Below are 18,865 nucleotides of genomic sequence, written 5' to 3' on the forward strand. Positions count from 1 at the left end.
GGGCCTCCTTGTGGTCACCGGGCGTGGGCGGGTTCCGCGGCAGCGATCAGATGGTCCATCAGGGCGAGCAGCACGCCGCGTACCGACTCGCGCTCGCGGGCGTCGAACAGGACGATCGGGGTGGTCGGCTCCTTCAGGGTGAGCGCGTGGCGGATCTCCTCGGGATCGTAGTCCTGCTCGCCGTGGAAGCAGTTGGCGGCCACGACGAACGGCAGGTCGCGGCTCTCGAAGAAGTCGACGGCGGCGAACGAGCGGTCCAGCCGCCGGGTGTCGACGAGCACCACCGCGCCGAGCGCGCCGCGCAGCAGGTCGTCCCACATGAACCAGAACCGCTCCTGGCCCGGGGTGCCGAACAGCATCAGCACCGCCACGTCCAGGGTGATCCGGCCGAAGTCCATGGCCACGGTGGTGGCCGACTTCTGCTCGATGCCGGACAGGTCGTCCACGCCCACCCCGGCCGCGCTCAGCCGCTCCTCCGTGCGCAGCGGCGTGATCTCGCTGACGGCGCCGACCGCCGTGGTCTTGCCCACCCCGAACCCGCCGGCCACGAGGATCTTCACGGGCGGGAGGTAGGCGTCCCAGACGGCGTCCGGGGCCCCGGTGTCAGGCTCGCTCAAGGCCGCTCCTGATTCGTCGGAGGAAGTCGATGTTCATGGCGTCCGGATCGCTCATCGGCGGTCTGTGCTCGATGAGCCCCTGTTCCAGGAGCTGGGCGAGGAGGACGGCGGCGGGCGTCAGCCGCATCCCGATCCGGGCCGCCAGCTCGGCCACGGCGATGCCGGGGCCCGCGCACAGCCGCAGGATCGTCTGCCACTCCTCCGGGATGCTGCGCGCGTCGTCGGGCGGCACGGCGGCGCGGACCGTGGAGTGCATGGTGAACTGCTCACCGGGCGCCCGGTCGGTGCGCGATCCGGTGAGCGCGAACGTCCGTGTCCTGCGCGTTCCCCGTGGCGCGCTCATTACCGGATACGAGCCCTGCGGGCCCCGACGCCGAGCTGGTGATTGAAGGCGCGGGCGACGCGGACGGTCTCGCGCATGGCGAGGCCGATGGACTCGGGGCCCGAGGTGTAGACGACCAGGGTGCTGCCGTTGCCGCAGGCGGTGAGGATGAGGTGGCTGTGCTCCATCGTGATGTTCAGATGCAGGACGGACCCGCCGTCGACCGGCATCGACAGCCCGTCGGCGAGGCTGGCGAGGCCGGAGCAGGCGGCGGCGATGGTCTGGACGTCCTCGCGGGTCCAGTCCAGGCCGTAGCCGCAGAGGGCGAGGCCGTCGTCGGCGAGCAGCACGAAGCCGGTGAGGTCCGGCACGAGTTGCAGGTTGTCGCGGAGGTTGTCGAAGACGGCCGCGTCCTCGGGGCTCGCGGGGATGGCGTTCTTCACGTGCCTGAGGCTGCTCATCGGTCGCTGTCTTCCTCCGGGTCGGTCAGGGCTTCCTGAAGCTGGGTGAACGCCGACTCGATGCTGTCGAGCGGGCGTCGGTCCATGGCGGTGGCGGGCCGGCGCCTGCCGCCGCGCAGTTGGCCGGCCATGCTGGTGCCGGGTACGCGCTGGGGCAGCCCGCCGGCGCGGGCGGCGGGACGCGCGGGCGCCGGCTCGGCCCCGGGGGGCGGCTCGGTCGCGGTCTGGGGGGTGGCGGGGACAGGCGGCTCCTCGGTCGGTTCGTACACGGGTCGCGGTTCCGGTCGCGGGGCCGGCTCGGCGGCCGGTTCCGGGTGGGGCTTCTTGGTGCGTACGGGCAGGGGTTCCTCGGCCCGTACGTGCTCGGGGGCGGCGGGCGCCGCGGGGACAGCCACGGTCGCGGGTGCGGGCTCGGGCGCGGGTGCGGGCTCGGGCGCGGGTGCGGGCTCGGGCGCGGGTGCGGGCTCGGCGGGCGCCGCCGGGCGGTGCTCCGGGGCCGGTGCGCCGTCGTCCGCCGGGCGGGCCGGTGCGAGGCCGGGCGCCGGGTCGATGGGGCGTACCGGACCGGTGGGCCCGCCGGCGCGCGCCGGCTCGCGGCGTACCAGGCCGGCCGCCGTCGGCTCGCGCCGCTTCGCGGGCCGCGGTCCGGAGCGCCCCGGCAGCGGCTTGCGTACCGGGGTGCGGTCCGCCAACTGCTCGGGCGCGCCCGTCAGCAGCGCGGACGGCACCAGCACCACCGCAAGCACGCCGCCGAAGCGGCCCTGCTGGAGCGTGACCCGTACCCCGTGGCGCTGCGCCAACTGCCCGACCACGAACAGGCCGAGCTGGTCGGAGGACTTGGCGAGCACCGCGTACGGGGGCACGTCCAGCAGCCGCCCGTTGAGCGCCTCGAAGTACCAGCTCTCCGGCGCCCGCCCCTTGTCCTCGACCTCGATGGCGACGCCGGTGGCGGTGTGGGTGGCGCGGACGAAGACCTCGTAGCCGCTGGGCGAGTAGGTGGTGGCGTTCTCGATCAGCTCGGCGATCAGGTGGGTCAGCTCCCCCGCCACCTCCGGCACCACCCACGCCTCGGCCTGGAACTCCTTGGTGACCTGGGCGAAGCCGCGGGACTCGCCGGCGGCGTCGACGATCAGGTTGGCGATGTGCACGGGTTCGGTGTGCGGGTTGGTGACCGCGCCGCCGGAGAGCACCAGCAGGTTCTCCAACTGGCGGCGCACCCGCACGGTGAGGTGGTCCAGCTCGTACAGCTCGGAGAGCAGCGCGGGGTCGGTGTCGGCGTAGCGGTGCTGCAGTTCGTCCAGCGTGCGCAGCACGGCGAAGATGAGGGTGACGGACCGCATGGTGACGCCCTCGGCGAACTTCTCGAAGCCGTACCGCTCCTCGTGCACCACCCGCGCCGCCTCGACCACCTCCTCCGCCAGCCGGGCGACGACATTGGAGATCTCGCCGAACTCGTCGGCGGCGGCGACCTGCGTGGGCAGCGCCGACAGGTCGACCTCCTCGCCGCGCTGCAGCCTGACGATCATCTGCGGCAACTGCCGCCGGGCGACCGCCAGCGCGCTGGAGCGCACCTGCTCGGCCCGGCGCACGATGGTGCGGCTGATCCACAGCACGGTGCCGAGCACGATCGCGACCAGCACGACGCCGCCGGCGGCGATGGCGTACGCCGTCATGCGCAGCTCGCCTGCCCGGTCCTCCGCGTCGTCGGCCAGCGCCTGGATCCGGGCGGTGGCCAGCCCGGCGAGGCCCGGGCCGAGGTGCTCGTACGTCTCCTGCCACCCGGCGGTCGCGGCGGGCAGCGTCACAGGTCTGCCGGACTCCCGGCTCACGCCGAGCACCGCGTCCTCGATCCGGGTCTTCTCCGCCCACTCCTTCGAGTCGGTGACGGCGTCGTACCGGTCCTTCTCCCCGCCCGCCAGCAGCGGGCCGGCCAGCGTCCCGTACGCGAACCGCTGCACGCCGACGGCTTCGGCGAAGCGGGCGTGGTCGGCCGCGGACAGCCGGCCGTCCTTCGCGCCCGCCAGCAGGGTGTCCTCAAGCGCCAGCGAATCGCCGGCCTGGAGGAGGGCGGTCAGCGGGCGGGAGCCCTGGGCCAGGCTGCCGTTGTGGGCGCGCACCCGGATGTGCACGGCGATGGTCTGCTCGATGGCGCGGGTGTACGCCTCCAGGGCCTGGTCCCGGTTCCCGGAGCGCTCGGCGGCGCGCTCCCGTACCCCGGCGAGGCCGGCGACGCCCCGCAGGGCGGCCTCGAGCGGTGGGCGGACGGCCGTGTCGGGGGCCTCGTCGGCCAGCTCGCCCAGCGCGAAGGCGGCCTCGTCGGTCAGGGCCTGCTGGTTGCCGAGCTGGGCGGCGTTGACCGGGCCGCGGGCCCAGTGCAGCGCGGTCATCCGGCGCTCCGCCTGCAGCTCGGTGACGAGCGCGAACGACGGCTGCTGGAGCCGGTCGAGGGTGTCGGCGTAGTCCTGCACGGCCCCGGCCCGGTTCAGCTCCCGGACGGCGCCGACCGCGGCGAGGGCCGCGAGCGCCGCCGTGACGACCGCGGCCAGGATGCGAAGGAGCGTACGCAGGCGCATGGGGCGCCCGGCGTGGGCGGGGTGGGTGGTTGCGGACATCGGACCTCACGGAGCGCTGGTCGTTTGCGGTCGGTACGGTGCGCCGGGCCGCCGCCGGTCGTTCGCGGCGGCCCGGCGCGGCGTCACACCAGGTCCTTGCCGAGCTCTGCCATCTCGGCGTCGGCGGTGTAGACGGGTGTCTTGTACGAGCGCCGGCCGGCCGCCCACCACGAGACGGTGGCCAGCAGCAGGACGGCGGCGAGAGCCACGGAGGCGTAGTTGAACGTGTCCGCGGTCACCGGCGACGCCTGCGGCAGGCAGAAGACCACCGTGATCACGGCCACCCAGCACACCGCGACCCACCCGATCAGCGAGCTCCACCTGCCCAGGTTCCACGGTCCCGGCACGAAGCGGTCCTTCGCGCGCAGCCGCAGATAGATGGGGATCGCGTAGGCGGGGGTGATGCCGATGACGTTGATGGCGGTGACCGCGCCGTACGCGGTCGCCGAGTACAGCGACGGCAGCGCCAGGCAGAACGCGACGGCCACCGACAGCACGACCGCCCGGGTGGGCACGCCGGTGCGCGGCGAGACGCGGCGCCACATCTTCGAGCCGGGCAGCGCGCCGTCGCGGGAGAAGGCGAAGACCATCCGCGCGGTGGCGGCGGTCTCGGCGTTGCCGCAGAAGAGCTGGGCGCAGATGACGATGAGCAGCAGGGCTTTGGCGCCGCCTTCGCCGATGGCGTCGATGAAGATCTGCGCGGGCGGCACGCCGGTTTCGGAGTTCTGGGCGCCGACGTAGTCCTGGATGGCGAAGGTCAGCCCGGCCAGCAGCACGAAGCCGGCGACCCAGGAGACCCAGATCGCCCGGACGATGCCCTTGGCGGAGCTGACCTGCGCCTGGGTGGTCTCCTCCGAGAGGTGCGCGGAGGCGTCGTAGCCGGAGAAGGTGTACTGGGCGAGGAGCAGGCCGATGGCGGTGACGTAGAACGGGTTGTTCCAGCCGGTGTCGTTGTTGAACTCGCCGAAGACGAAGCCGGCCGACTGGTGGTGGTCGGGGACGACGATCAGGACGCCGACGATGATGGCGACGCCGGCCAGGTGCCACCAGACGCTGATGGAGTTGAGGATGCTGACGACGCGCACCCGCAGCAGGTTCAGCGTCATGTGCAGCACCAGGATGACCGCGAAGATCAGCAGCGTCTTCTCCGCGGTGGGCTCGAAGCCCCACTGGAGGTTGAAGAAGGCGCCGATGAACAGGGCGCAGCCGTAGTCGATGCCGGCGATGGCGCCGAGCAGGCCGAGCAGGTTGAGCCAGCCGGTGTACCAGCCCCAGCGGGGGCCGCCGAGCTGGTGGGCCATGTAGTAGAGCGCGCCGGAGGTGGGGTACGCGCTGGTCACCTCGGCCAGGCCCATGCCGACGCAGAGCACGAAGAGGCCGACGGCGACCCAGCCCCACATCATGACGGCCGGGCCGCCGGTGCTGAGCCCGAAGCCGTACAGCGTCATACAGCCGGAGAGGATCGAGATGACCGAGAAGGAGATGGCGAAGTTGCCGAACGGGCCCATCCGCCGCGCGAGTTCCGGCTCGTAGCCGAGGTCGCGGAGATGGGCGTCGTCGTCCTTGCGCCGGGACGTGCCGGCGGTGCTGACCGGCGCTTGTGACATGGAGTGACCTCCGATGGGGAATGGCAGGGGCATGACAGGCAAAAGGGACGGACGTGCCGGGTCACCCGCTGCCGAGGGCCGTCGACCGGGCGCGTAAGAACTCGGCCTCGGCCAGGTCCTGCCGGTCGGGGTCCTCGGTCACGTAGGCCCAGGGCAGGAGGGTGGCGTACGGGCCGAGGCCGGTGAAGACCCGGGCGGCCTCGGTGAACTCGCGGGCGGCGCTGAGCGCGTGGGCCAGGTGGTTGAGGTCCAGCACGGAGCGCACGTCGGCGTTGGTGACGTCGAACCAGCCGTCGAGGGCGCGCAGCGTGTCGCGCAGGATGTCCTCGCGGGACCACTGCCGGTGCACGAGCGCGTCGCCGCGGCCGCGGCGGCGCTCGAAGTGGTAGTGCTCGGCGTGCGCGAAGAGCGGCAGCACCAGGAGCGGGGAGGCGAGCGGGGCCCAGGAGCCGACCCAGCGGGCGAAGTCCATCGCGTACGCCTGGGAGCCGCCGGCGGCCGAACAGATCTGCAGCACGCGGTGGTACGCCTCGCGGTTGTACCGGTCCCGCTTGACCACCTCGTCGAGCAGCCCCCACGGCCCGTACGGCAGCAGGTTCTCCGGCGGCGCCGCCCGGTGCTCGGGCCGCTGCTGCCGCGCGTCGACCGTGGCCAGCGCCAGCAGGCACACCCACGGCACCGGATCCCCGGGGTGCAGCAGCGCCGCCTCCCGGCACACCTGCCGCGCGTCCTCCTCCAACTGCCCGGCGCTGGGATGCCGCTGCCGGTGCGCCTGCACGGCCCGCCCGACGGCGACCCGGGCCAGCATCATCCGCGCGTCGGGGCTCTCCGGCTCCTCGTCCAGCCAGATCTGCACCACCGCCGACCTGGCGGCCACCACCCCGAGCACCTGCGACCGGGCGGTACGCACCGCCCAGTCGGCACCGGTCCTGCCCAGCAGCGCGCGCATGGACATCCACCGGCCGACGCGCACGTCGTCGACGACGGCGCGTAAGTCGTCGTCGAGACCGGCGAGATGGTAGACGGGCCGGAACTCCCCGCCACGCCCGGAACCGCGGGCCATCACCACCCCCCGCGCTGCACGCGGCGGGGCACGCTACGCCCGGGACCGGGCGACAGGGGGCGGGGCGGACCGGCTAAGCGGGCGCACCGCGGCGACTGCCAGGCGATGTTCATCGAAACCTCGGGCACGCGCACGGGGGAGGTGCGTGGTACTGGTGCGCGGCTTTCCAGCGGATGTTCATGATGGGGTCGAGGGGATCGTAGCGACAGGAGGGCCGTCTGTGTAATCAACCGACGAATGTTGCCGACTAGCAACGCAAAGTCCAGACCACCAACCCCCACCCGGCCCCCTTCTACGGATGGGCCGCGCACCCTGGTCCGGCACCCCCGCGGAGGACGCCGACGACGAGGCGGTGGCGTGGGCGCTGGCGGTGACGGAGACCGCGGAGTTCGCCGCGCGCCCCTTCGCCGAGCTGTCCGGCGGCGAGCGCGCCCGCGTCGCCCTCGCGCGCGTCCTGGCCCAGCGGGCGGGGCTGCTGCTGCTCGACGAGCCGACCGCCGCGCTCGACCTGCGCCACCAGGAACTGGTGCTGCGGCTGGCCCGGGAGCGGGCCGCCGCGGGCGACGCCGTCGTGGTCGTCCTGCACGACCTGGGGCTCGCGGCGGCGTACGCGGACGAGGTCACGGTGCTGGACGGCGGCCGGGTGGCGGCCTCGGGCCCGCCGGCGGAGGTCTTCGACGGCGCGCTGCTCAGCAAGGTCTACCGGCACCCGGTCGAGATCCTCGAACACCCGCGCACCGGCGCGATGCTGGTGGTCCCCCACCGCGAGCCGTGACCGGCCCTGCTCCGGGGCGCGGCCCGGCGGGCAGCCGTCCGCGGGCGGCTGCCCGGAAGCCCGGGGCCCGCGCGCTCGGCGGCCGTTACGCCCCGCGTACCCCCGCGCCCGTCACCGGCTTCGCGTACCGGTGGCAGGGCACCGTCACCGGGCCGTCCTCGCCCTCCGCCTGGTAGTCGAACGGCCCCTCGTCCTGCCAGCCCTGCCGGGCGTAGAACCGGCGCGCCCGCGCGTTGCCCGTCACGACCGCCAGCCACACCCGGTCGTGGCCGCGCGCGGCCACCCGCCGCTCCCCCTCCGCGAGCAGCAGCGCGGCGACGCCGGTGCCGCGGTGCTCCGCCGCGACGAAGAGCTGCTCCACCTCGTCCCCTCCCGCGGTGACGAACCCGGCGATCTCGCCGCCGACTTCGGCGACCGCCGTCTGAGGCACCCGCGCCGCCGCCCGGGCCGCGAACGACTCCGGCGTGCGCATCGCCACCAGCGCTTCCGAGACATGGCCCAGGTGGGCGTCCCGCCACGCGCTCTCCCAGAGGCGCGCCACCGCCGCCGCGTCCCCGGGGCGGGCGGGCCGCAGCGTCGGCTTCTCGTCGTGCGTCGTCATGCCCCCACGCTATCCGCGGCCTGTGACATCCGCCTCCGCGGCCCGCCCCGGAGATCGCCGGCGCGACGTACGGTGGCCGTACCGGCGGCGAAAGGACGGCACGACATGGCATCCCCCGGCAGCGAGACCTCCGAGTCCGGCGCGGACTCCCCCGACGGCGCCCCCGTCCGCGCCTTCGACGGCCCCGCCGGGCTGGAGTCCTGGCTCGACGAGCACCACGGCCTGCAGTCCGGGATGTGGCTCAAGGTCGCCAAGAAGGGGTCGGGGATCGCCTCCGTCACCATGGCCGAGGTCGACGACGTCGTGCTCTGCTACGGCTGGATCACCGGCCTGCGCCGCCGGTACGACGACGACCGCTTCCTGCAGAAGATCACGCCCCGCCGGCCCCGCAGCCAGTGGTCGCAGGTGAACGTGGACCGGGTCGAGGCCCTGACCGCGGCCGGGCGGATGCGCGAGCCGGGGCTCGCGGCGGTACGGGCCGCGCAGGCGGACGGGCGGTGGGAGGCGGCGTACGAGTCGCAGAAGAACGCCGAGGTGCCGCCGGACCTCGCGGAGGCGCTGGCGGCCAGCCCGCGGGCGGCCGCGTTCTTCGACGGGCTCGGGAAGACGGACCGCTACCTGGTGATCCTGCGCCTGCTGCGGGCGCGGACGGAGGAGAACCGGGCGGTCCAACTGGCCCGGGCCGTCGAGATGCTGGCCGCCGGGCAGCGCCCGTAGCGCGGCGGTACGCGACGCGGCGGGCACAGCACGGCGGGCGGAGCGGCGGGGGCACGGCGGGCGGCGGCGCGAACGGCCGGGCCCGGGTCAGGACTTGTGCGCGACGCCGCCGTAGACGTCGGTGGGCTCCGGGTCCGTGCCGGGCTCGGGGCGCCACAGCGGGCAGGAGACGATCCCCGGCTCGATCAGCTCCAGGCCGTCGTAGTACGCGCTGATCTCGTCCGGGGTGCGCAGCACGTACGGGATGGCGCCGGTGTCGTCGTACCCCTGCTGGGCTTCCTGGAGCGCCTTGTCCGTCGCCGTGCTGTCGTAGTGCACGAGGTAACTGCCCGCGGGCAGCGCGGCCTGCAGCCGGCGGACGATGGACCTGGCCTCTTCGTAGTCCTGGACGTGGCCGAGGATCCCCATGAGCATCAGGGCCACCGGCCGGGAGAAGTCGAGGGTCTTCCCCGCCTGTTCCAGTATCGTCTCGGGCTCGTGCAGGTCGGCGTCGACATACGTGGTCACACCCTCGCGGGTGCTGGTCAGCAGGGCCTGGGCGTGCCGCAGCACCAGTGGGTCGTTGTCGACGTAGACGATGCGCGATTCGCGCGCCAGCCGCTGGGCGACCTGGTGGGTGTTGTCGTAGGTCGGCAGGCCGGTGCCGATGTCGAGGAACTGGCGGATGCCGGCCTCGCCCGCCACATGGGTCACGGTACGGATCAGGTAGTCGCGCGACGCCCGGGCCATCGTCTGGATGTTGGGGGCGATCTGGCGGTAATCGTCGCCCGCCTGGCGGTCGACCGCGTAGTTGTCCTTCCCGCCCATCCAGTAGTTCCAGATCCGGGCCGAGTGCGGCACGGTGGTGTCGATCCTGGAGAGCGCCCCCTCGGAGGAGGTGGACTCGCCTTCTGCCATCGGGGTGTCTCCTGCCCTGCGGCGCGCGCTTCACTGCCGGCCGGCATGCTGTCACTTCGCGGTCGTACGGGGGGGTGTGCTGCCGGACTCCGCGGGGCGGACCGGGGCGGATCACGGCGGAGGGACGGTGCCCTCCCGGCATCCGCCCGCGATCCGCGGCCGCAGTCGGCGGGTGGCGGCCGGTCCGTCAGTCGACGAGGTAGTCGGCCTGGCCGTCCTTGGCGCCCTGGAGGAAGGCGACCATCTCTTCTCTGGTGTAGACGAGGGCCGGTCCTGTCGGGTCGGTGGACTGGCGGAGCGCGACGCTGCCGTCGGGCAGGCGCTTGGCCTCGACGCAACTACCGCCGTTGGTGCCGCTCCAGGGCTTCTGCCAGCCCTCGGTGCCGAGTTCGGTAGCCGGGATGCCGTTGCGGAAGGTTGGGGGGTCGGCTCGCATGGTCAGTACTCCTTACGCATCTCCACCAGGCGTGACCTGGTCCGGTCCACCGGATCGGCCTGGACGGCCATCCGGTCGAGTGTTTCCAGATACCCGACGACGTCCTCGGGCTGGTCGACGTAGACCGCGCCGGTCAGGTTCTCCGTGTAGACGATGTCGGGCAGTTCGGTGAAGCCGAACCGGAAGTAGTGGAACGGTCCGAACGCGCCCGGGTGCGGCCCGGCCGAGAACGGCATGATCTGCATCTTCACGTTCGGCAGCTCGATGGCTTCGATCAGCCGGTCTATCTGGGCCCGCATCACCTCGGGACCGCCGACGGGCCGGCGCAGCACCGACTCCTCCAGCACGGCCCACATCGCGGGCGCCCTGGGGGCGGTCAGCAGGTCGGCGCGGGTCGTGCGCAGCGTCACCCGCCGTTCGACGTCCTCGTCCGCGTCGTGGGGGAAGCCGACGCGGAAGAGGGTCCTGGCGTAGTCCGCGGTCTGCAGCAGCCCGGGGACGTAGTGCGGCTCGTAGATGCGGATGACGGTGGCGTCGGTCTCCAGGCTCACGTACGCCCGGAACCAGTCGGGAAGGACGTTGCGGTACTTGTACCACCACCCTGGCTGGTTGGCCTCCTTCGCCATCCGGAGGAAGTCGTCGGTCTCGGCGCCGCCGACGCCGTAGAGGCGCAGCAGCTCGCGCACGTACGGGATGCGCAGGCCGACTTCCGCCTTCTCCATCCGCCGCACGGTCAACGGCGTGACGTCGATGGCCTCCGCGGCCCGGTCGAAGCTGATCTTGGCCTGCTCACGCAGGTGCCGCAGCCGTTTGCCCAGGACCATGCGCAGCACGGTCGGGGCGCTGCCGCCACCCGAGCGTGTTTCGCTCACGTCCTGACCTCCCGGCACTGCTACCCCGGGAGTGTGTCACGGACGGCATGAGGCTGACAGGGGGTCCGCACACATTCTGAAATTATCAGGGCGATGCTTGCGGACTGCTGTTGTCGACAGCCATAGTGAGGGGACCTGCCGACCACGCCGACCGTGCTCACGCCCCCACCGCGGTCCGGTCGCACGGCAGTTGGCGACTCCAGGAACCCGGCGGCCGACCACCGCGGGGAGGGGGCACATCCTCGACCGCGTACGAACCTCCGAGGAGCGCATCGTGAGCAGCAGACTGGGCCTCGGCCTGGGGCACGAACGCCATCCGTTGCTGGGCAAGCTGGTGCTGGACCGTACCTCCGGCCGCACCGGCGTGCTCCGCGCCATCTGCCCCGAGCCCGAGACCCACACGGTGTGGTCCACGCCCGTCCTGCGCCAGGTCGCCGGTCCGCGGATGGCCTGGCTGGTCCCGGTCGGGGGCGGCGTGGAGTGGACGACGACGCCGGACGCCATCGAGGAGGCGACCGCCTGAGTGCGGACTCGGGGAGGAGGGCCGGTCGGGCCCGCCGTGCGGCCGGGTCGGCCGTCGCGCCGGTGCGGGAGGGGTCAGAGTTCCCAGACGACGGGCAGGCCCGCGCTGGTGCCCTCGTCGGTGTAGTCGTGGACCACGTCCAGGAGTTCGGCCATGCGGGCCTGCCAGGCGACGTTCACCGGAAGGTGTTCCAGCTCGGCGAGGAGGCGGGCGTAGTCCTCGCACTCGATGAGGTGGAAGAGGTCCGTGCCGCTGCGCCAGATGGTCCAGGAGGTGGCGCCGGCGCGCCGGATGGCCGCCGTCAGCTCCCCGGGGACCTCGCGGTGGGCGGCCTCGTACTCCTCGATGCGGTCGGCGCGGACCTGCGTGCGCAGCGCGATCCTCATGCGCCGGGCTCCGGGGCGCGCAGGCGCAGTCCCTGCATGCCGCCGTCGACGGCCAGGGCGGTGCCGGTGACGGAGGCCGCGGCCGGGCTCGCCAGGTAGGCGATGGCGGCGGCGACTTCGTCGGCGGTGACCAGGCGGCCCATCGGCTGGCGGGCCTGGAGCGCGGCGCGTTCCGCGGCGGGGTCGGGGGCCTGGTCCAGGAGCCGGCTGACCCACGGGGTGTCCGCCGTGCCGGGGTTCACGCAGTTGACCCGGATGCCCTCGCGTACGTGGTCGGCGGCCATCGCCAGCGTCAGGGACTGCACGGCGCCCTTGGTGGCGGAGTACAGCGCGCGCTGCGGGAGGCCGGCGGTGGCGGCGACGGAGCAGGTGTTGACGATCGCGGGGTGCGCGGAGCGGCGCAGGTGGCGAAGGGCGGCGCGGGTGGTGCGGACGACGCCCAGCAGGTTGACGTCCAGTACCCGGTGCCACTCGGCGTCGTCGTTGTCCTCGACGGTGCCGGCGGCGCCGATGCCGGCGTTGTTCACCAGGACGTCGATGCCGCGCAGCGCGCCGGCCGCGTCGCTGACCGCGGCGGTGACGGAGGCGTCGTCGGAGACGTCCGCGCGGTAGCCGCGCAGGGGCGGCGGTACGTCGCCGGGGCGGAGGTCGAGGACGGCGACCTGGGCGCCGCGCTCGGTGAGCAGCCGCGCGGTGGCCAGCCCGATCCCCGAAGCCCCGCCGGTCACCACGGCCTTGAGCCCGTCGAAGTCCTTCATCCTGAAATGGCCTCCTGTCATCCGACGATTGCCCCGGCGAGCGCGAACCCGTCAGGCGCGGCGCACACGAACACGTAGCACGATCTGCATATTTACCAGACCGGTCGACGTCTGCGACACCCCGCGGAGCGAAGATCCGCCCACCCGGCAGGAATTGATCGGATCTCTGACGGGGGCTAGGACGGGGCGCCCACGGACTTCCGCAGCGTGTAGAGGCAGAGGCTGAGCGCGTGGTGCGTGGTGTCACCGCCGCGCTTGCGCTGCCAGGCGACGTACAGCAGCGACCAGAGGAGCTGGACGATCCAGTCGGTGTCCAGCCGGCCGTCCAGGGTGCCTTCCTCGCGGCCGCGGTCGACGAGCCTGGCCAGCGCCTGGTCCGCCTCCGTCTCCTCCTCCCAGTCCTCCCAGTTCCACGTGCCGGCCAGCGAGTCGTCGAAGGCGATCGCCAGGCTCTCGCCCAGCTCGAAGTACTCCTGGCAGATCCGCTCCAGCGCGGTGAGCGCGGGGCCGTCGTCGGGGCGGGCGCGGTCGGTCGCGGCGGCGATCTTGTCGAGGACGTCCGTGCCGATGGCGGCGACCAGGTCGGAGCGCTCGGCGAAGTAGCGGTGCACCGTGGTGCGCCCGACGCCCGCCGCCGCCGCCACGTCGGCCAGCGAGGCCGTCGGGTTCTTGGCGAGCACGGCGGTGCCGGCGTCGAGGATGGCGCGCCGTGTCCTGGCCCGCGCACCGGTGCTGCTCACTGCGGTGTCCATGCCCATACCGTACCGCCACCCCCAGAATGGAACTCGTTTGACGAGAATGGAACATCGATGTTCTACTGCCGGGCATGAGTGTTCCGGAAAGCGTGCGCATCCTCTGGTCGTTCGCCAGGCCCTACCGGCGGGTGCTGGCGCTCGGGCTGCTGATGGCCCTGGCCGGCTCCGCCCTCGGCCTCGCGTCCCCGATGGTGACGAAGTGGGTGCTGGACTCCCTCGCCGACGACGCCTCGCTCGCCGGCCCGGTCGTCACGCTGCTGGTGCTGATGGTCGTCGGCGCGGTGCTCGGGCACCGGCAGTGGGTGCTCCTCGGCGCGGTCGGCGAGCGGGTGGTGCTGGACGCGCGCGAGTCGATGGTGCGCCGCTTCTTCCGTGCCACGGTGCCGGGCGTGACCGCCCGGCCGCCCGGCGAGCTGGTCTCCCGCGCCGTCTCGGACACGACGCTGCTGCACTCGTCGGCCTCGGGCGCGATCGTCGGCCTGGTCAACGGCGTGGTCATGCTGGTCGGCACGCTGGCGATGATGGCCCTGCTGGACCTCGTGCTGCTCGCGACCACCGTCGCGTCGGTGATCGTCGTCGTGGTCCTCTTCGCCACCCTGATGCCCGGCATCGCGCGGGCGGAGGAGCAGGCGCAGGAGCACGTCGGCAGGCTCGGCGGGCGGCTCGAAGGCGCGCTGCGCGCGGTGCGCACGGTCAAGGCCAGCGGCGCGGAGGAGCGCCAGGCCGACCGGATAGCGCAGGAGGCCAGGTCCGCGGCCGACCACGGGCTCAAGGCGATCCGGCTGGAGGCCGCGGTCTGGGTGATCGCCTGGACGGGCATCGAGCTGGCGATCATCCTGATCCTCGGCATCGGCGCATGGCGCGTGGACGCCGGGTCCCTGGAGGTCTCCGGGCTCATCGCCTTCCTGCTCTACGCCTTCGGGCTGATGGGGCCCGTGACCGAGCTGAGCCAGCACACCTCGGAGCTGCAGTCGGGGATCGCCGCGGCCAAGCGGATCCGCGCGGTGGACGAGCTGGTCACCGAAGAGGAGTCGGCGGGTGCGGCGGCGGGTGCGCCGGCGGAGCAGGCCGCCGCGCCCCCCGGCGCGGCGGACGAACGGGCGGGCGCACAGGGGGACGAACAGCCGGGCGACCGGCCGGGCGGCCCGGCGCACGGCGCCTCCGGCGGCGGTGCCGTGCTCGAACTGCGGGACGTCACCGCCGCGTACGGACCGGGCCTCGAACCCGCGGTGCGCGGCATCGACCTCGCCGTGCCGCGCCGCGGGCACCTCGCCATCGTCGGCCCCTCCGGCGCCGGCAAGACGACGCTCATGTCACTGATCCTGCGCTTCCTTGAGCCCCAGGAGGGCGAACTGGCGCTGGACGGGCGGCCGTACCGCGGGCTGAGCCACGCCGCGATCCGCTCCCGGCTGGCGTACGTGGAGCAGGACACCCCGGTCGTCCCGGGCACCATCCGGGACAACCTGCTGTTCTCCCGCCCCGACGCCGCGGAGGAGGACCTGCGCCGCGTGCTGCGCGACGTGCGGCTGGCCGGGAAGGTCGACGGGCTCGACGACGGGCTGGACACCGAGCTGTCCGCCACCGCCGTCTCCGGCGGCGAGCGCCAGCGCATCGCGCTGGCCCGCGCGCTGCTGCGCGACCCCGACGTGCTGCTGCTGGACGAGGCGACTGCCCAGCTCGACGCGCTCACCGAGGCCGCGGTGCACGAGTGCATACGCACGCGGGCGCGGACCGGCGCCGTCGTCACGATCGCCCATCGGCTGTCGACCGTGATCGACGCGGACACCATCGTGGTGATGGAGTCCGGCCGGATCCGCGCCCGCGGCACGCACGGCGAGCTGCTCGCCGCCGACATGCTCTACCGCGACCTGGTGGAGGCCCTGCGGATCGCCTCGGCGGGATCGGGGGCCGCTGCGCCCGCCGGTCACGCAGCGGCCCCCGTCACCGTCGCCGCCCCCGGTGCGCCTCAGCGCACCGGGTAGGCGTCGACGATGGTCTGGTCGACGGTCCTGCCCTCGGCGGCCGAGCCCTCGACCCGTACGGAGACGGAGTCACCCGCGCGCGGCCGCACCCCGGGCGCCGTGGCCAGCACGGACCCGTCCGGCATGGGCACGACCAGCATGCGGTGCCAGCGGCCGCCGGAGTCGGTGGACACCCACATCCGCAGCGTGCCCTTCTCCTCGCGCAAGTCGCTCGGGCTCTCGGAGGACACCAGCCGGGCCCCCAGCAGCAGCGGGAGACCTGCCCGCAGCGTGCCGTCGTCGCGGGTCGGCGGCCGGTGGTCGACGGTGAGCAGCCGCGGCTTGACGGCCGGCCCGCCGGGCGCGGGCCCGCGGGACGGGAAGGTCCAACTGGTCTCCGTGCGGCTGCCGAGCGGCAGCCGCCCGGTGTCCGGGCGCGCCCTGTGCTCCAGGCGGTACGTCGCGGGCTCGGACGGCACGTCGAAGTAGGAGCTGCCCGGCTGGCGCGGCTGCACCTCGGTGCCGTCGCGGTACAGCCGCAGGCTCTGCTCGCCGAACACGCCGGCCGGGTCCTGACCGTTGTGCTCGCCGTCGCTGAGGTCGACGGGCACGGCCAGGCTGCCGTCGTAGTGGTTGCCGGCGACGACGGCCGGTGCCAGTCCGCGGAACCACACGGGCTCTGCCCGCTCCCCGCGCTCGTACGCTCCCGTCGGCCCGCACATCGAGAGGCCGCCCGCGGACGGCGCGCGCACGCAGTGCTGCCAGCGCACCTCCGGTCCCGCGGTGACCAGTTCGGTCCTGCGCCGCGGCACGTCCAGCGGCTCGCTCATCGCGTACGCGGCATGGATCCGGTCGGAATAGGCGAAGCGCGTCTCGGTGTAGGTGTCGGAACTCCCGCGCAGCGAGCGGTAGTCGGACGTCCTCCTGGCGAGGTCGCGGGCCTCGGCGCGGGAGACGTCGTAGACCGGCGGATCGGCGACCTTCTCGCCGCCGAGCACCAGCTCGTACGCGTCCGCCTGCCGGCCGTGCGCCGGGCCCGTCGCGTCCAGCCGCCAGCGGGTCTCGAACGCCACGGTGCCGCTCTCGACCCCGCCGGTCGGCTGCAGGAACACCCGGCCCTCGGTGACCTCTTCGCCGCTGGCGTAGATGCCGTCGCCGATGCCCGAGCCCCGCTTGGCGTCACCGCGCTGGTAGTGGATGGTGACGTGCCCGACCTCGGTCTGCGCGCCCTCGACCCGCGCCGGCCGCAGTTGCTTCGCCTTGCGCGCGTCGATGGTGTACTCCATGTCCCGGTCGAGCATGACCTCGGGCGAGCCGGCGAAGGCGACCGTGGCCGGGGAGCCGTCGCGCGCCGGGGTCTCGACCTTCGCCATCACGCTGAGCGACCCGGGCAGCATCCGGGCGGTGCCCCGGCCTTTCTCGTCCAGGTGCACGGTCTGGGAGCCGCCGCCGCTGACGGGGCGGTAGTCGTCCATGTTGGCGAGGTAGACGGTGCCGCCCGCCCAGGGCTCGCCGTCGCGGTCGAGCACGGTCAGCCGGATGTCGTGCCGGGGCGCTTCGAGGTAGGCGTTGAACGGCAGGGTGACGGTGTCGCGGCCGTCGCGCTCCACCACGACCCCGCCGGCGTAGACGCGCGGCGGCGCCGCGCCGGGGTCGAGCCTGGCCGTGATCGTCTCCTTCTCCCCCGGTGCCACGGTGACCTGGGCCGGGCTGACGGTCAGGAGGTCGCCGGGGGCGTCGTCGCCGTAGACGTCGCGGGCGTTGTCGGAGAGGTCCAGGATCTCGGGCTCGGTGCCGTTGTTGGTGACGGAGAACTCGACGGTGCGCGGCTCGCTGCCGCCGGGGTAGCGGAGGTAGCCGAAGTCGACGTTGCCGCGGTCGAAGGCGAGGGTGTCGGAGACGGCGCCCGGCACGTCGAGCATGCCGGCCCCCGCGTACTGCGACTGCGTCCTGTCCGCCTCCCCGTCCGCGGTGGTCATGAGCGCGGTCTTCACCCGCTCCCAGCTCCAGCCGGGGTGCTTCTCCAGCAGCAGCGCGGCGGCGCCCGCGACATGCGGCGCGGCCTGCGAGGTGCCGTTCATCATCGTGTACGGGTCCGCGGTGCCGCCGCCGGAGCGGGCGCCGGTGATGCCGGTGCCGGGGGCGATCAGGTCGGGCTTGGCGCGGAACGTGGCGCGCGTCGGCCCGACGCTGGAGTAGAACGCCGTCTTGCCGCTCTCCACCGCGGCGCCGACGGTCAGCGCGCTGCGCGCGATGCCCGGCGACTGGATGGAGCCGCCGAACGGGCCCATGTTGCCCGCCGCGGCGACGAAGAGGGTGCCGGTGTCGGCGGTGAGGGCGTCCAGCGCGAGGGCGACCGGGTCGTCGCCGTCCCCCGGCTGCGCGCCGAGGCTGAGGTTCGCGACCTCGGCGCCCTGCTCGGTGGCCCACTCCATGCCCGCGATGACCCAGGACGACTGCCCGCGGCCCTCGTCGTCCAGCACCCGGGCGTCGAGCAGCCGGGCGCCGTGGGCGACGCCGCGCCGGGCGCCGCCCGCCGCCGCACCGGTGCCGGCGACGATCGAGGCCACGTGCGTCCCGTGTCCTTCGGGGTCGCCGGTGGAGCCGCTGCCGGTGAAGTCCTCGGCGGCGGCGACCTGTCCGCGCAGGTCGGGGTGGTCGGCGTCGATCCCGGTGTCGAGCACCGCGACGTCCACGCCGGCGCCGCTCAGGCCGCTCTCCCACGCCTCGGGGGCGCCGATCATGCCGAGGTTCCAGTCGAGTTCGGCGGCCCGGACCTCGCGGTCGAGCCACACCTTCGTCACCCCGGCCGCGGCCCTGGGTCCTTCGGGGGCGGTGAGCCGTTCGGTGAAGCCGGCGGCGGCGTCCTTGGGCACCTCGACGGCGGTGGCGCCGATGCTGGGCAGCCTGCGGCTGCCGGCCGCCGCGTCGAGCGCGGCCAGCGGGCGGGGGCCGCGGACGATCAGCGGGAGGGTGCCGGTGGCGCCGTCGTCGTAGTCCATCGCTGCCAGGGCGGTGACGTTGAACAGTTCGGCGTCCAGGACGCCGGGCACCAGCCGGGCCACGGCGTCGGGGATGACGTACACGTCGCGTCCCTCGTGCAGGGTCGTGAACGACGTGCTCCCCCCGGTGCCTTCCGCGGGGGTCACGGAGACGGTCGGCCGGCCGTCGGCGACGGGGCCGAGCGTGACGGTGTCGCCCGTCACGAGGGTGATGCCGGTGCCCGGTTCCGCCGCCGGCGCGGCGCGCGCGTCCGGGCCGGACGACGCGGCGGCTGGGGCACCTGGGGCGGCGGTGGTTGCGGTGGCGAATGCCGCCGGGTGTGACACTGACGATTCCGGCAGCGCTGTGGCTAGAGAAGGCACGGAGGCCAGCAACGAGGCGAGGCAGCCGAGCACGGCGGCGCGGACGGGCAGGTAACGCCGGGGCGAACGATGCATGACTCGGGTTGTAACCCGCTCGTCCGGCGCCTAGGAAGCGGTTTCCGTTGGCGACTTGTCGC

General features: G+C 73.8%; 17 protein-coding genes and 1 pseudogene. 4 read left to right on the top strand and 14 right to left on the bottom strand.

Features of this window, described 5'->3' with window-relative positions:
* Positions 1 to 14 precede the first annotated feature (14 nt).
* From ACFYVJ_RS30690 to ACFYVJ_RS30715, 6 genes are all read right to left on the bottom strand, one after another.
* The gene (locus tag ACFYVJ_RS30690) at positions 15 to 617 is read right to left on the bottom strand and encodes an ATP/GTP-binding protein (protein ID WP_388898391.1); all 603 of its coding nucleotides are present in this window, start codon (positions 615 to 617) and stop codon (positions 15 to 17) included.
* Positions 604 to 960: a DUF742 domain-containing protein gene (locus ACFYVJ_RS30695; RefSeq protein ID WP_101420304.1), complete on the bottom strand. Its 357-nt coding sequence runs from the start codon at positions 958 to 960 to the stop codon at positions 604 to 606. Before ACFYVJ_RS30695 ends, ACFYVJ_RS30690 begins: the two co-directional genes overlap by 14 nt.
* The gene (locus ACFYVJ_RS30700; RefSeq protein WP_388898394.1) at positions 960 to 1,400 is read right to left on the bottom strand and encodes a roadblock/LC7 domain-containing protein; all 441 of its coding nucleotides are present in this window, start codon (positions 1,398 to 1,400) and stop codon (positions 960 to 962) included. The genes ACFYVJ_RS30695 and ACFYVJ_RS30700 overlap by 1 nt, the downstream gene beginning before the upstream one ends.
* A complete protein-coding gene (locus tag ACFYVJ_RS30705) occupies positions 1,397 to 4,012 on the bottom strand; it encodes a nitrate- and nitrite sensing domain-containing protein (RefSeq protein ID WP_388898397.1) in 2,616 nt (871 codons plus the stop codon). The genes ACFYVJ_RS30700 and ACFYVJ_RS30705 overlap by 4 nt, the downstream gene beginning before the upstream one ends.
* Before the next feature lie 83 nt (positions 4,013 to 4,095).
* Entirely contained in the window at positions 4,096 to 5,619 is a 1,524-nt protein-coding gene (locus ACFYVJ_RS30710) for an amino acid permease (protein WP_388898400.1), read from the bottom strand.
* 61 nt (positions 5,620 to 5,680) lie between these two features.
* Complete coding sequence (locus ACFYVJ_RS30715; RefSeq protein ID WP_388898403.1) at positions 5,681 to 6,682, bottom strand: hypothetical protein; 1,002 nt, start codon at positions 6,680 to 6,682, stop codon at positions 5,681 to 5,683.
* 292 nt (positions 6,683 to 6,974) lie between these two features.
* Between ACFYVJ_RS30715 and ACFYVJ_RS30720 the strand changes: the two are divergent.
* A pseudogene (locus ACFYVJ_RS30720) lies at positions 6,975 to 7,457 on the top strand (ABC transporter ATP-binding protein); the annotation flags it as partial.
* An 85-nt stretch (positions 7,458 to 7,542) separates the two neighbouring features.
* Here the strand turns inward: ACFYVJ_RS30720 and ACFYVJ_RS30725 are convergent.
* Complete coding sequence (locus ACFYVJ_RS30725) at positions 7,543 to 8,058, bottom strand: GNAT family N-acetyltransferase (protein ID WP_388898406.1); 516 nt, start codon at positions 8,056 to 8,058, stop codon at positions 7,543 to 7,545.
* A 105-nt stretch (positions 8,059 to 8,163) separates the two neighbouring features.
* Between ACFYVJ_RS30725 and ACFYVJ_RS30730 the strand changes: the two genes are divergently transcribed.
* Complete coding sequence (locus ACFYVJ_RS30730) at positions 8,164 to 8,775, top strand: YdeI family protein (protein WP_388898409.1); 612 nt, start codon at positions 8,164 to 8,166, stop codon at positions 8,773 to 8,775.
* A gap of 87 nt (positions 8,776 to 8,862) precedes the next feature.
* Here the strand turns inward: ACFYVJ_RS30730 and ACFYVJ_RS30735 are convergent, their stop codons facing one another.
* From ACFYVJ_RS30735 to ACFYVJ_RS30745, 3 genes are all read right to left on the bottom strand, one after another.
* Complete coding sequence (locus ACFYVJ_RS30735) at positions 8,863 to 9,672, bottom strand: SAM-dependent methyltransferase (protein ID WP_388898413.1); 810 nt, start codon at positions 9,670 to 9,672, stop codon at positions 8,863 to 8,865.
* Positions 9,673 to 9,859: 187 nt separating this feature from the next.
* Entirely contained in the window at positions 9,860 to 10,108 is a 249-nt protein-coding gene (locus tag ACFYVJ_RS30740; RefSeq protein ID WP_388898416.1) for a DUF397 domain-containing protein, read from the bottom strand.
* A 2-nt stretch (positions 10,109 to 10,110) separates the two neighbouring features.
* Complete coding sequence (locus ACFYVJ_RS30745) at positions 10,111 to 10,932, bottom strand: helix-turn-helix domain-containing protein (RefSeq protein ID WP_388898500.1); 822 nt, start codon at positions 10,930 to 10,932, stop codon at positions 10,111 to 10,113.
* A 322-nt stretch (positions 10,933 to 11,254) separates the two neighbouring features.
* On the opposite strand from ACFYVJ_RS30745, the gene ACFYVJ_RS30750 reads away from it, so the two are divergent.
* Positions 11,255 to 11,503, top strand: a complete 249-nt coding sequence (locus tag ACFYVJ_RS30750) for a hypothetical protein (protein WP_125938320.1) — start codon at positions 11,255 to 11,257, stop codon at positions 11,501 to 11,503.
* A 74-nt stretch (positions 11,504 to 11,577) separates the two neighbouring features.
* Here ACFYVJ_RS30750 and ACFYVJ_RS30755 read toward each other — a convergent pair whose 3' ends face one another.
* The 3 genes from ACFYVJ_RS30755 to ACFYVJ_RS30765 all read right to left on the bottom strand — a co-directional run bounded on the left by ACFYVJ_RS30755 (position 11,578) and on the right by ACFYVJ_RS30765 (position 13,399).
* Positions 11,578 to 11,889 (bottom strand): L-rhamnose mutarotase, encoded by a 312-nt coding sequence (locus tag ACFYVJ_RS30755; protein ID WP_388898419.1) that lies wholly within the window; start codon positions 11,887 to 11,889, stop codon positions 11,578 to 11,580.
* Positions 11,886 to 12,647 carry an SDR family NAD(P)-dependent oxidoreductase gene (locus ACFYVJ_RS30760; protein WP_388898422.1) on the bottom strand — a complete coding sequence of 254 codons (762 nt, stop codon included), beginning with the start codon at positions 12,645 to 12,647 and terminating at the stop codon, positions 11,886 to 11,888. Before ACFYVJ_RS30760 ends, ACFYVJ_RS30755 begins: the two co-directional genes overlap by 4 nt.
* A gap of 176 nt (positions 12,648 to 12,823) precedes the next feature.
* Positions 12,824 to 13,399 (bottom strand): TetR/AcrR family transcriptional regulator, encoded by a 576-nt coding sequence (locus ACFYVJ_RS30765; RefSeq protein WP_388898424.1) that lies wholly within the window; start codon positions 13,397 to 13,399, stop codon positions 12,824 to 12,826.
* Positions 13,400 to 13,473: 74 nt separating this feature from the next.
* Here ACFYVJ_RS30765 and ACFYVJ_RS30770 point away from each other — a divergent pair, with 74 nt between their 5' ends.
* Positions 13,474 to 15,384, top strand: coding sequence for an ABC transporter ATP-binding protein (locus ACFYVJ_RS30770; RefSeq protein WP_388898427.1), 1,911 nt, complete (start codon positions 13,474 to 13,476; stop codon positions 15,382 to 15,384).
* Here the strand turns inward: ACFYVJ_RS30770 and ACFYVJ_RS30775 are convergent.
* Entirely contained in the window at positions 15,369 to 18,803 is a 3,435-nt protein-coding gene (locus ACFYVJ_RS30775) for a S8 family serine peptidase (protein ID WP_388898429.1), read from the bottom strand. The genes ACFYVJ_RS30770 and ACFYVJ_RS30775 overlap by 16 nt on opposite strands.
* Positions 18,804 to 18,865 lie beyond the last annotated feature (62 nt).

This window comes from Streptomyces sp. NPDC004134 (assembly GCF_042874195.1).
Classification (GTDB): domain Bacteria; phylum Actinomycetota; class Actinomycetes; order Streptomycetales; family Streptomycetaceae; genus Streptomyces.

What these genes read in the sequence shown, in the direction of transcription:
- ACFYVJ_RS30695 (WP_101420304.1), bottom strand. Translation starts at nt 960, where the DNA reads ATGAGCGCGCCACGGGGAACGCGCAGGACACGGACGTTCGCGCTCACC.
- ACFYVJ_RS30700 (WP_388898394.1), bottom strand. Translation starts at nt 1,400, where the DNA reads ATGAGCAGCCTCAGGCACGTGAAGAACGCCATCCCCGCGAGCCCCGAG.
- ACFYVJ_RS30705 (WP_388898397.1), bottom strand. Translation starts at nt 4,012, where the DNA reads ATGTCCGCAACCACCCACCCCGCCCACGCCGGGCGCCCCATGCGCCTG.
- ACFYVJ_RS30710 (WP_388898400.1), bottom strand. Translation starts at nt 5,619, where the DNA reads ATGTCACAAGCGCCGGTCAGCACCGCCGGCACGTCCCGGCGCAAGGAC.
- ACFYVJ_RS30715 (WP_388898403.1), bottom strand. Translation starts at nt 6,682, where the DNA reads ATGGCCCGCGGTTCCGGGCGTGGCGGGGAGTTCCGGCCCGTCTACCAT.
- ACFYVJ_RS30725 (WP_388898406.1), bottom strand. Translation starts at nt 8,058, where the DNA reads ATGACGACGCACGACGAGAAGCCGACGCTGCGGCCCGCCCGCCCCGGG.
- ACFYVJ_RS30730 (WP_388898409.1), top strand. Translation starts at nt 8,164, where the DNA reads ATGGCATCCCCCGGCAGCGAGACCTCCGAGTCCGGCGCGGACTCCCCC.
- ACFYVJ_RS30735 (WP_388898413.1), bottom strand. Translation starts at nt 9,672, where the DNA reads ATGGCAGAAGGCGAGTCCACCTCCTCCGAGGGGGCGCTCTCCAGGATC.
- ACFYVJ_RS30740 (WP_388898416.1), bottom strand. Translation starts at nt 10,108, where the DNA reads ATGCGAGCCGACCCCCCAACCTTCCGCAACGGCATCCCGGCTACCGAA.
- ACFYVJ_RS30745 (WP_388898500.1), bottom strand. Translation starts at nt 10,932, where the DNA reads ATGGTCCTGGGCAAACGGCTGCGGCACCTGCGTGAGCAGGCCAAGATC.
- ACFYVJ_RS30755 (WP_388898419.1), bottom strand. Translation starts at nt 11,889, where the DNA reads ATGAGGATCGCGCTGCGCACGCAGGTCCGCGCCGACCGCATCGAGGAG.
- ACFYVJ_RS30760 (WP_388898422.1), bottom strand. Translation starts at nt 12,647, where the DNA reads ATGAAGGACTTCGACGGGCTCAAGGCCGTGGTGACCGGCGGGGCTTCG.
- ACFYVJ_RS30765 (WP_388898424.1), bottom strand. Translation starts at nt 13,399, where the DNA reads ATGGACACCGCAGTGAGCAGCACCGGTGCGCGGGCCAGGACACGGCGC.
- ACFYVJ_RS30770 (WP_388898427.1), top strand. Translation starts at nt 13,474, where the DNA reads ATGAGTGTTCCGGAAAGCGTGCGCATCCTCTGGTCGTTCGCCAGGCCC.
- ACFYVJ_RS30775 (WP_388898429.1), bottom strand. Translation starts at nt 18,803, where the DNA reads ATGCATCGTTCGCCCCGGCGTTACCTGCCCGTCCGCGCCGCCGTGCTC.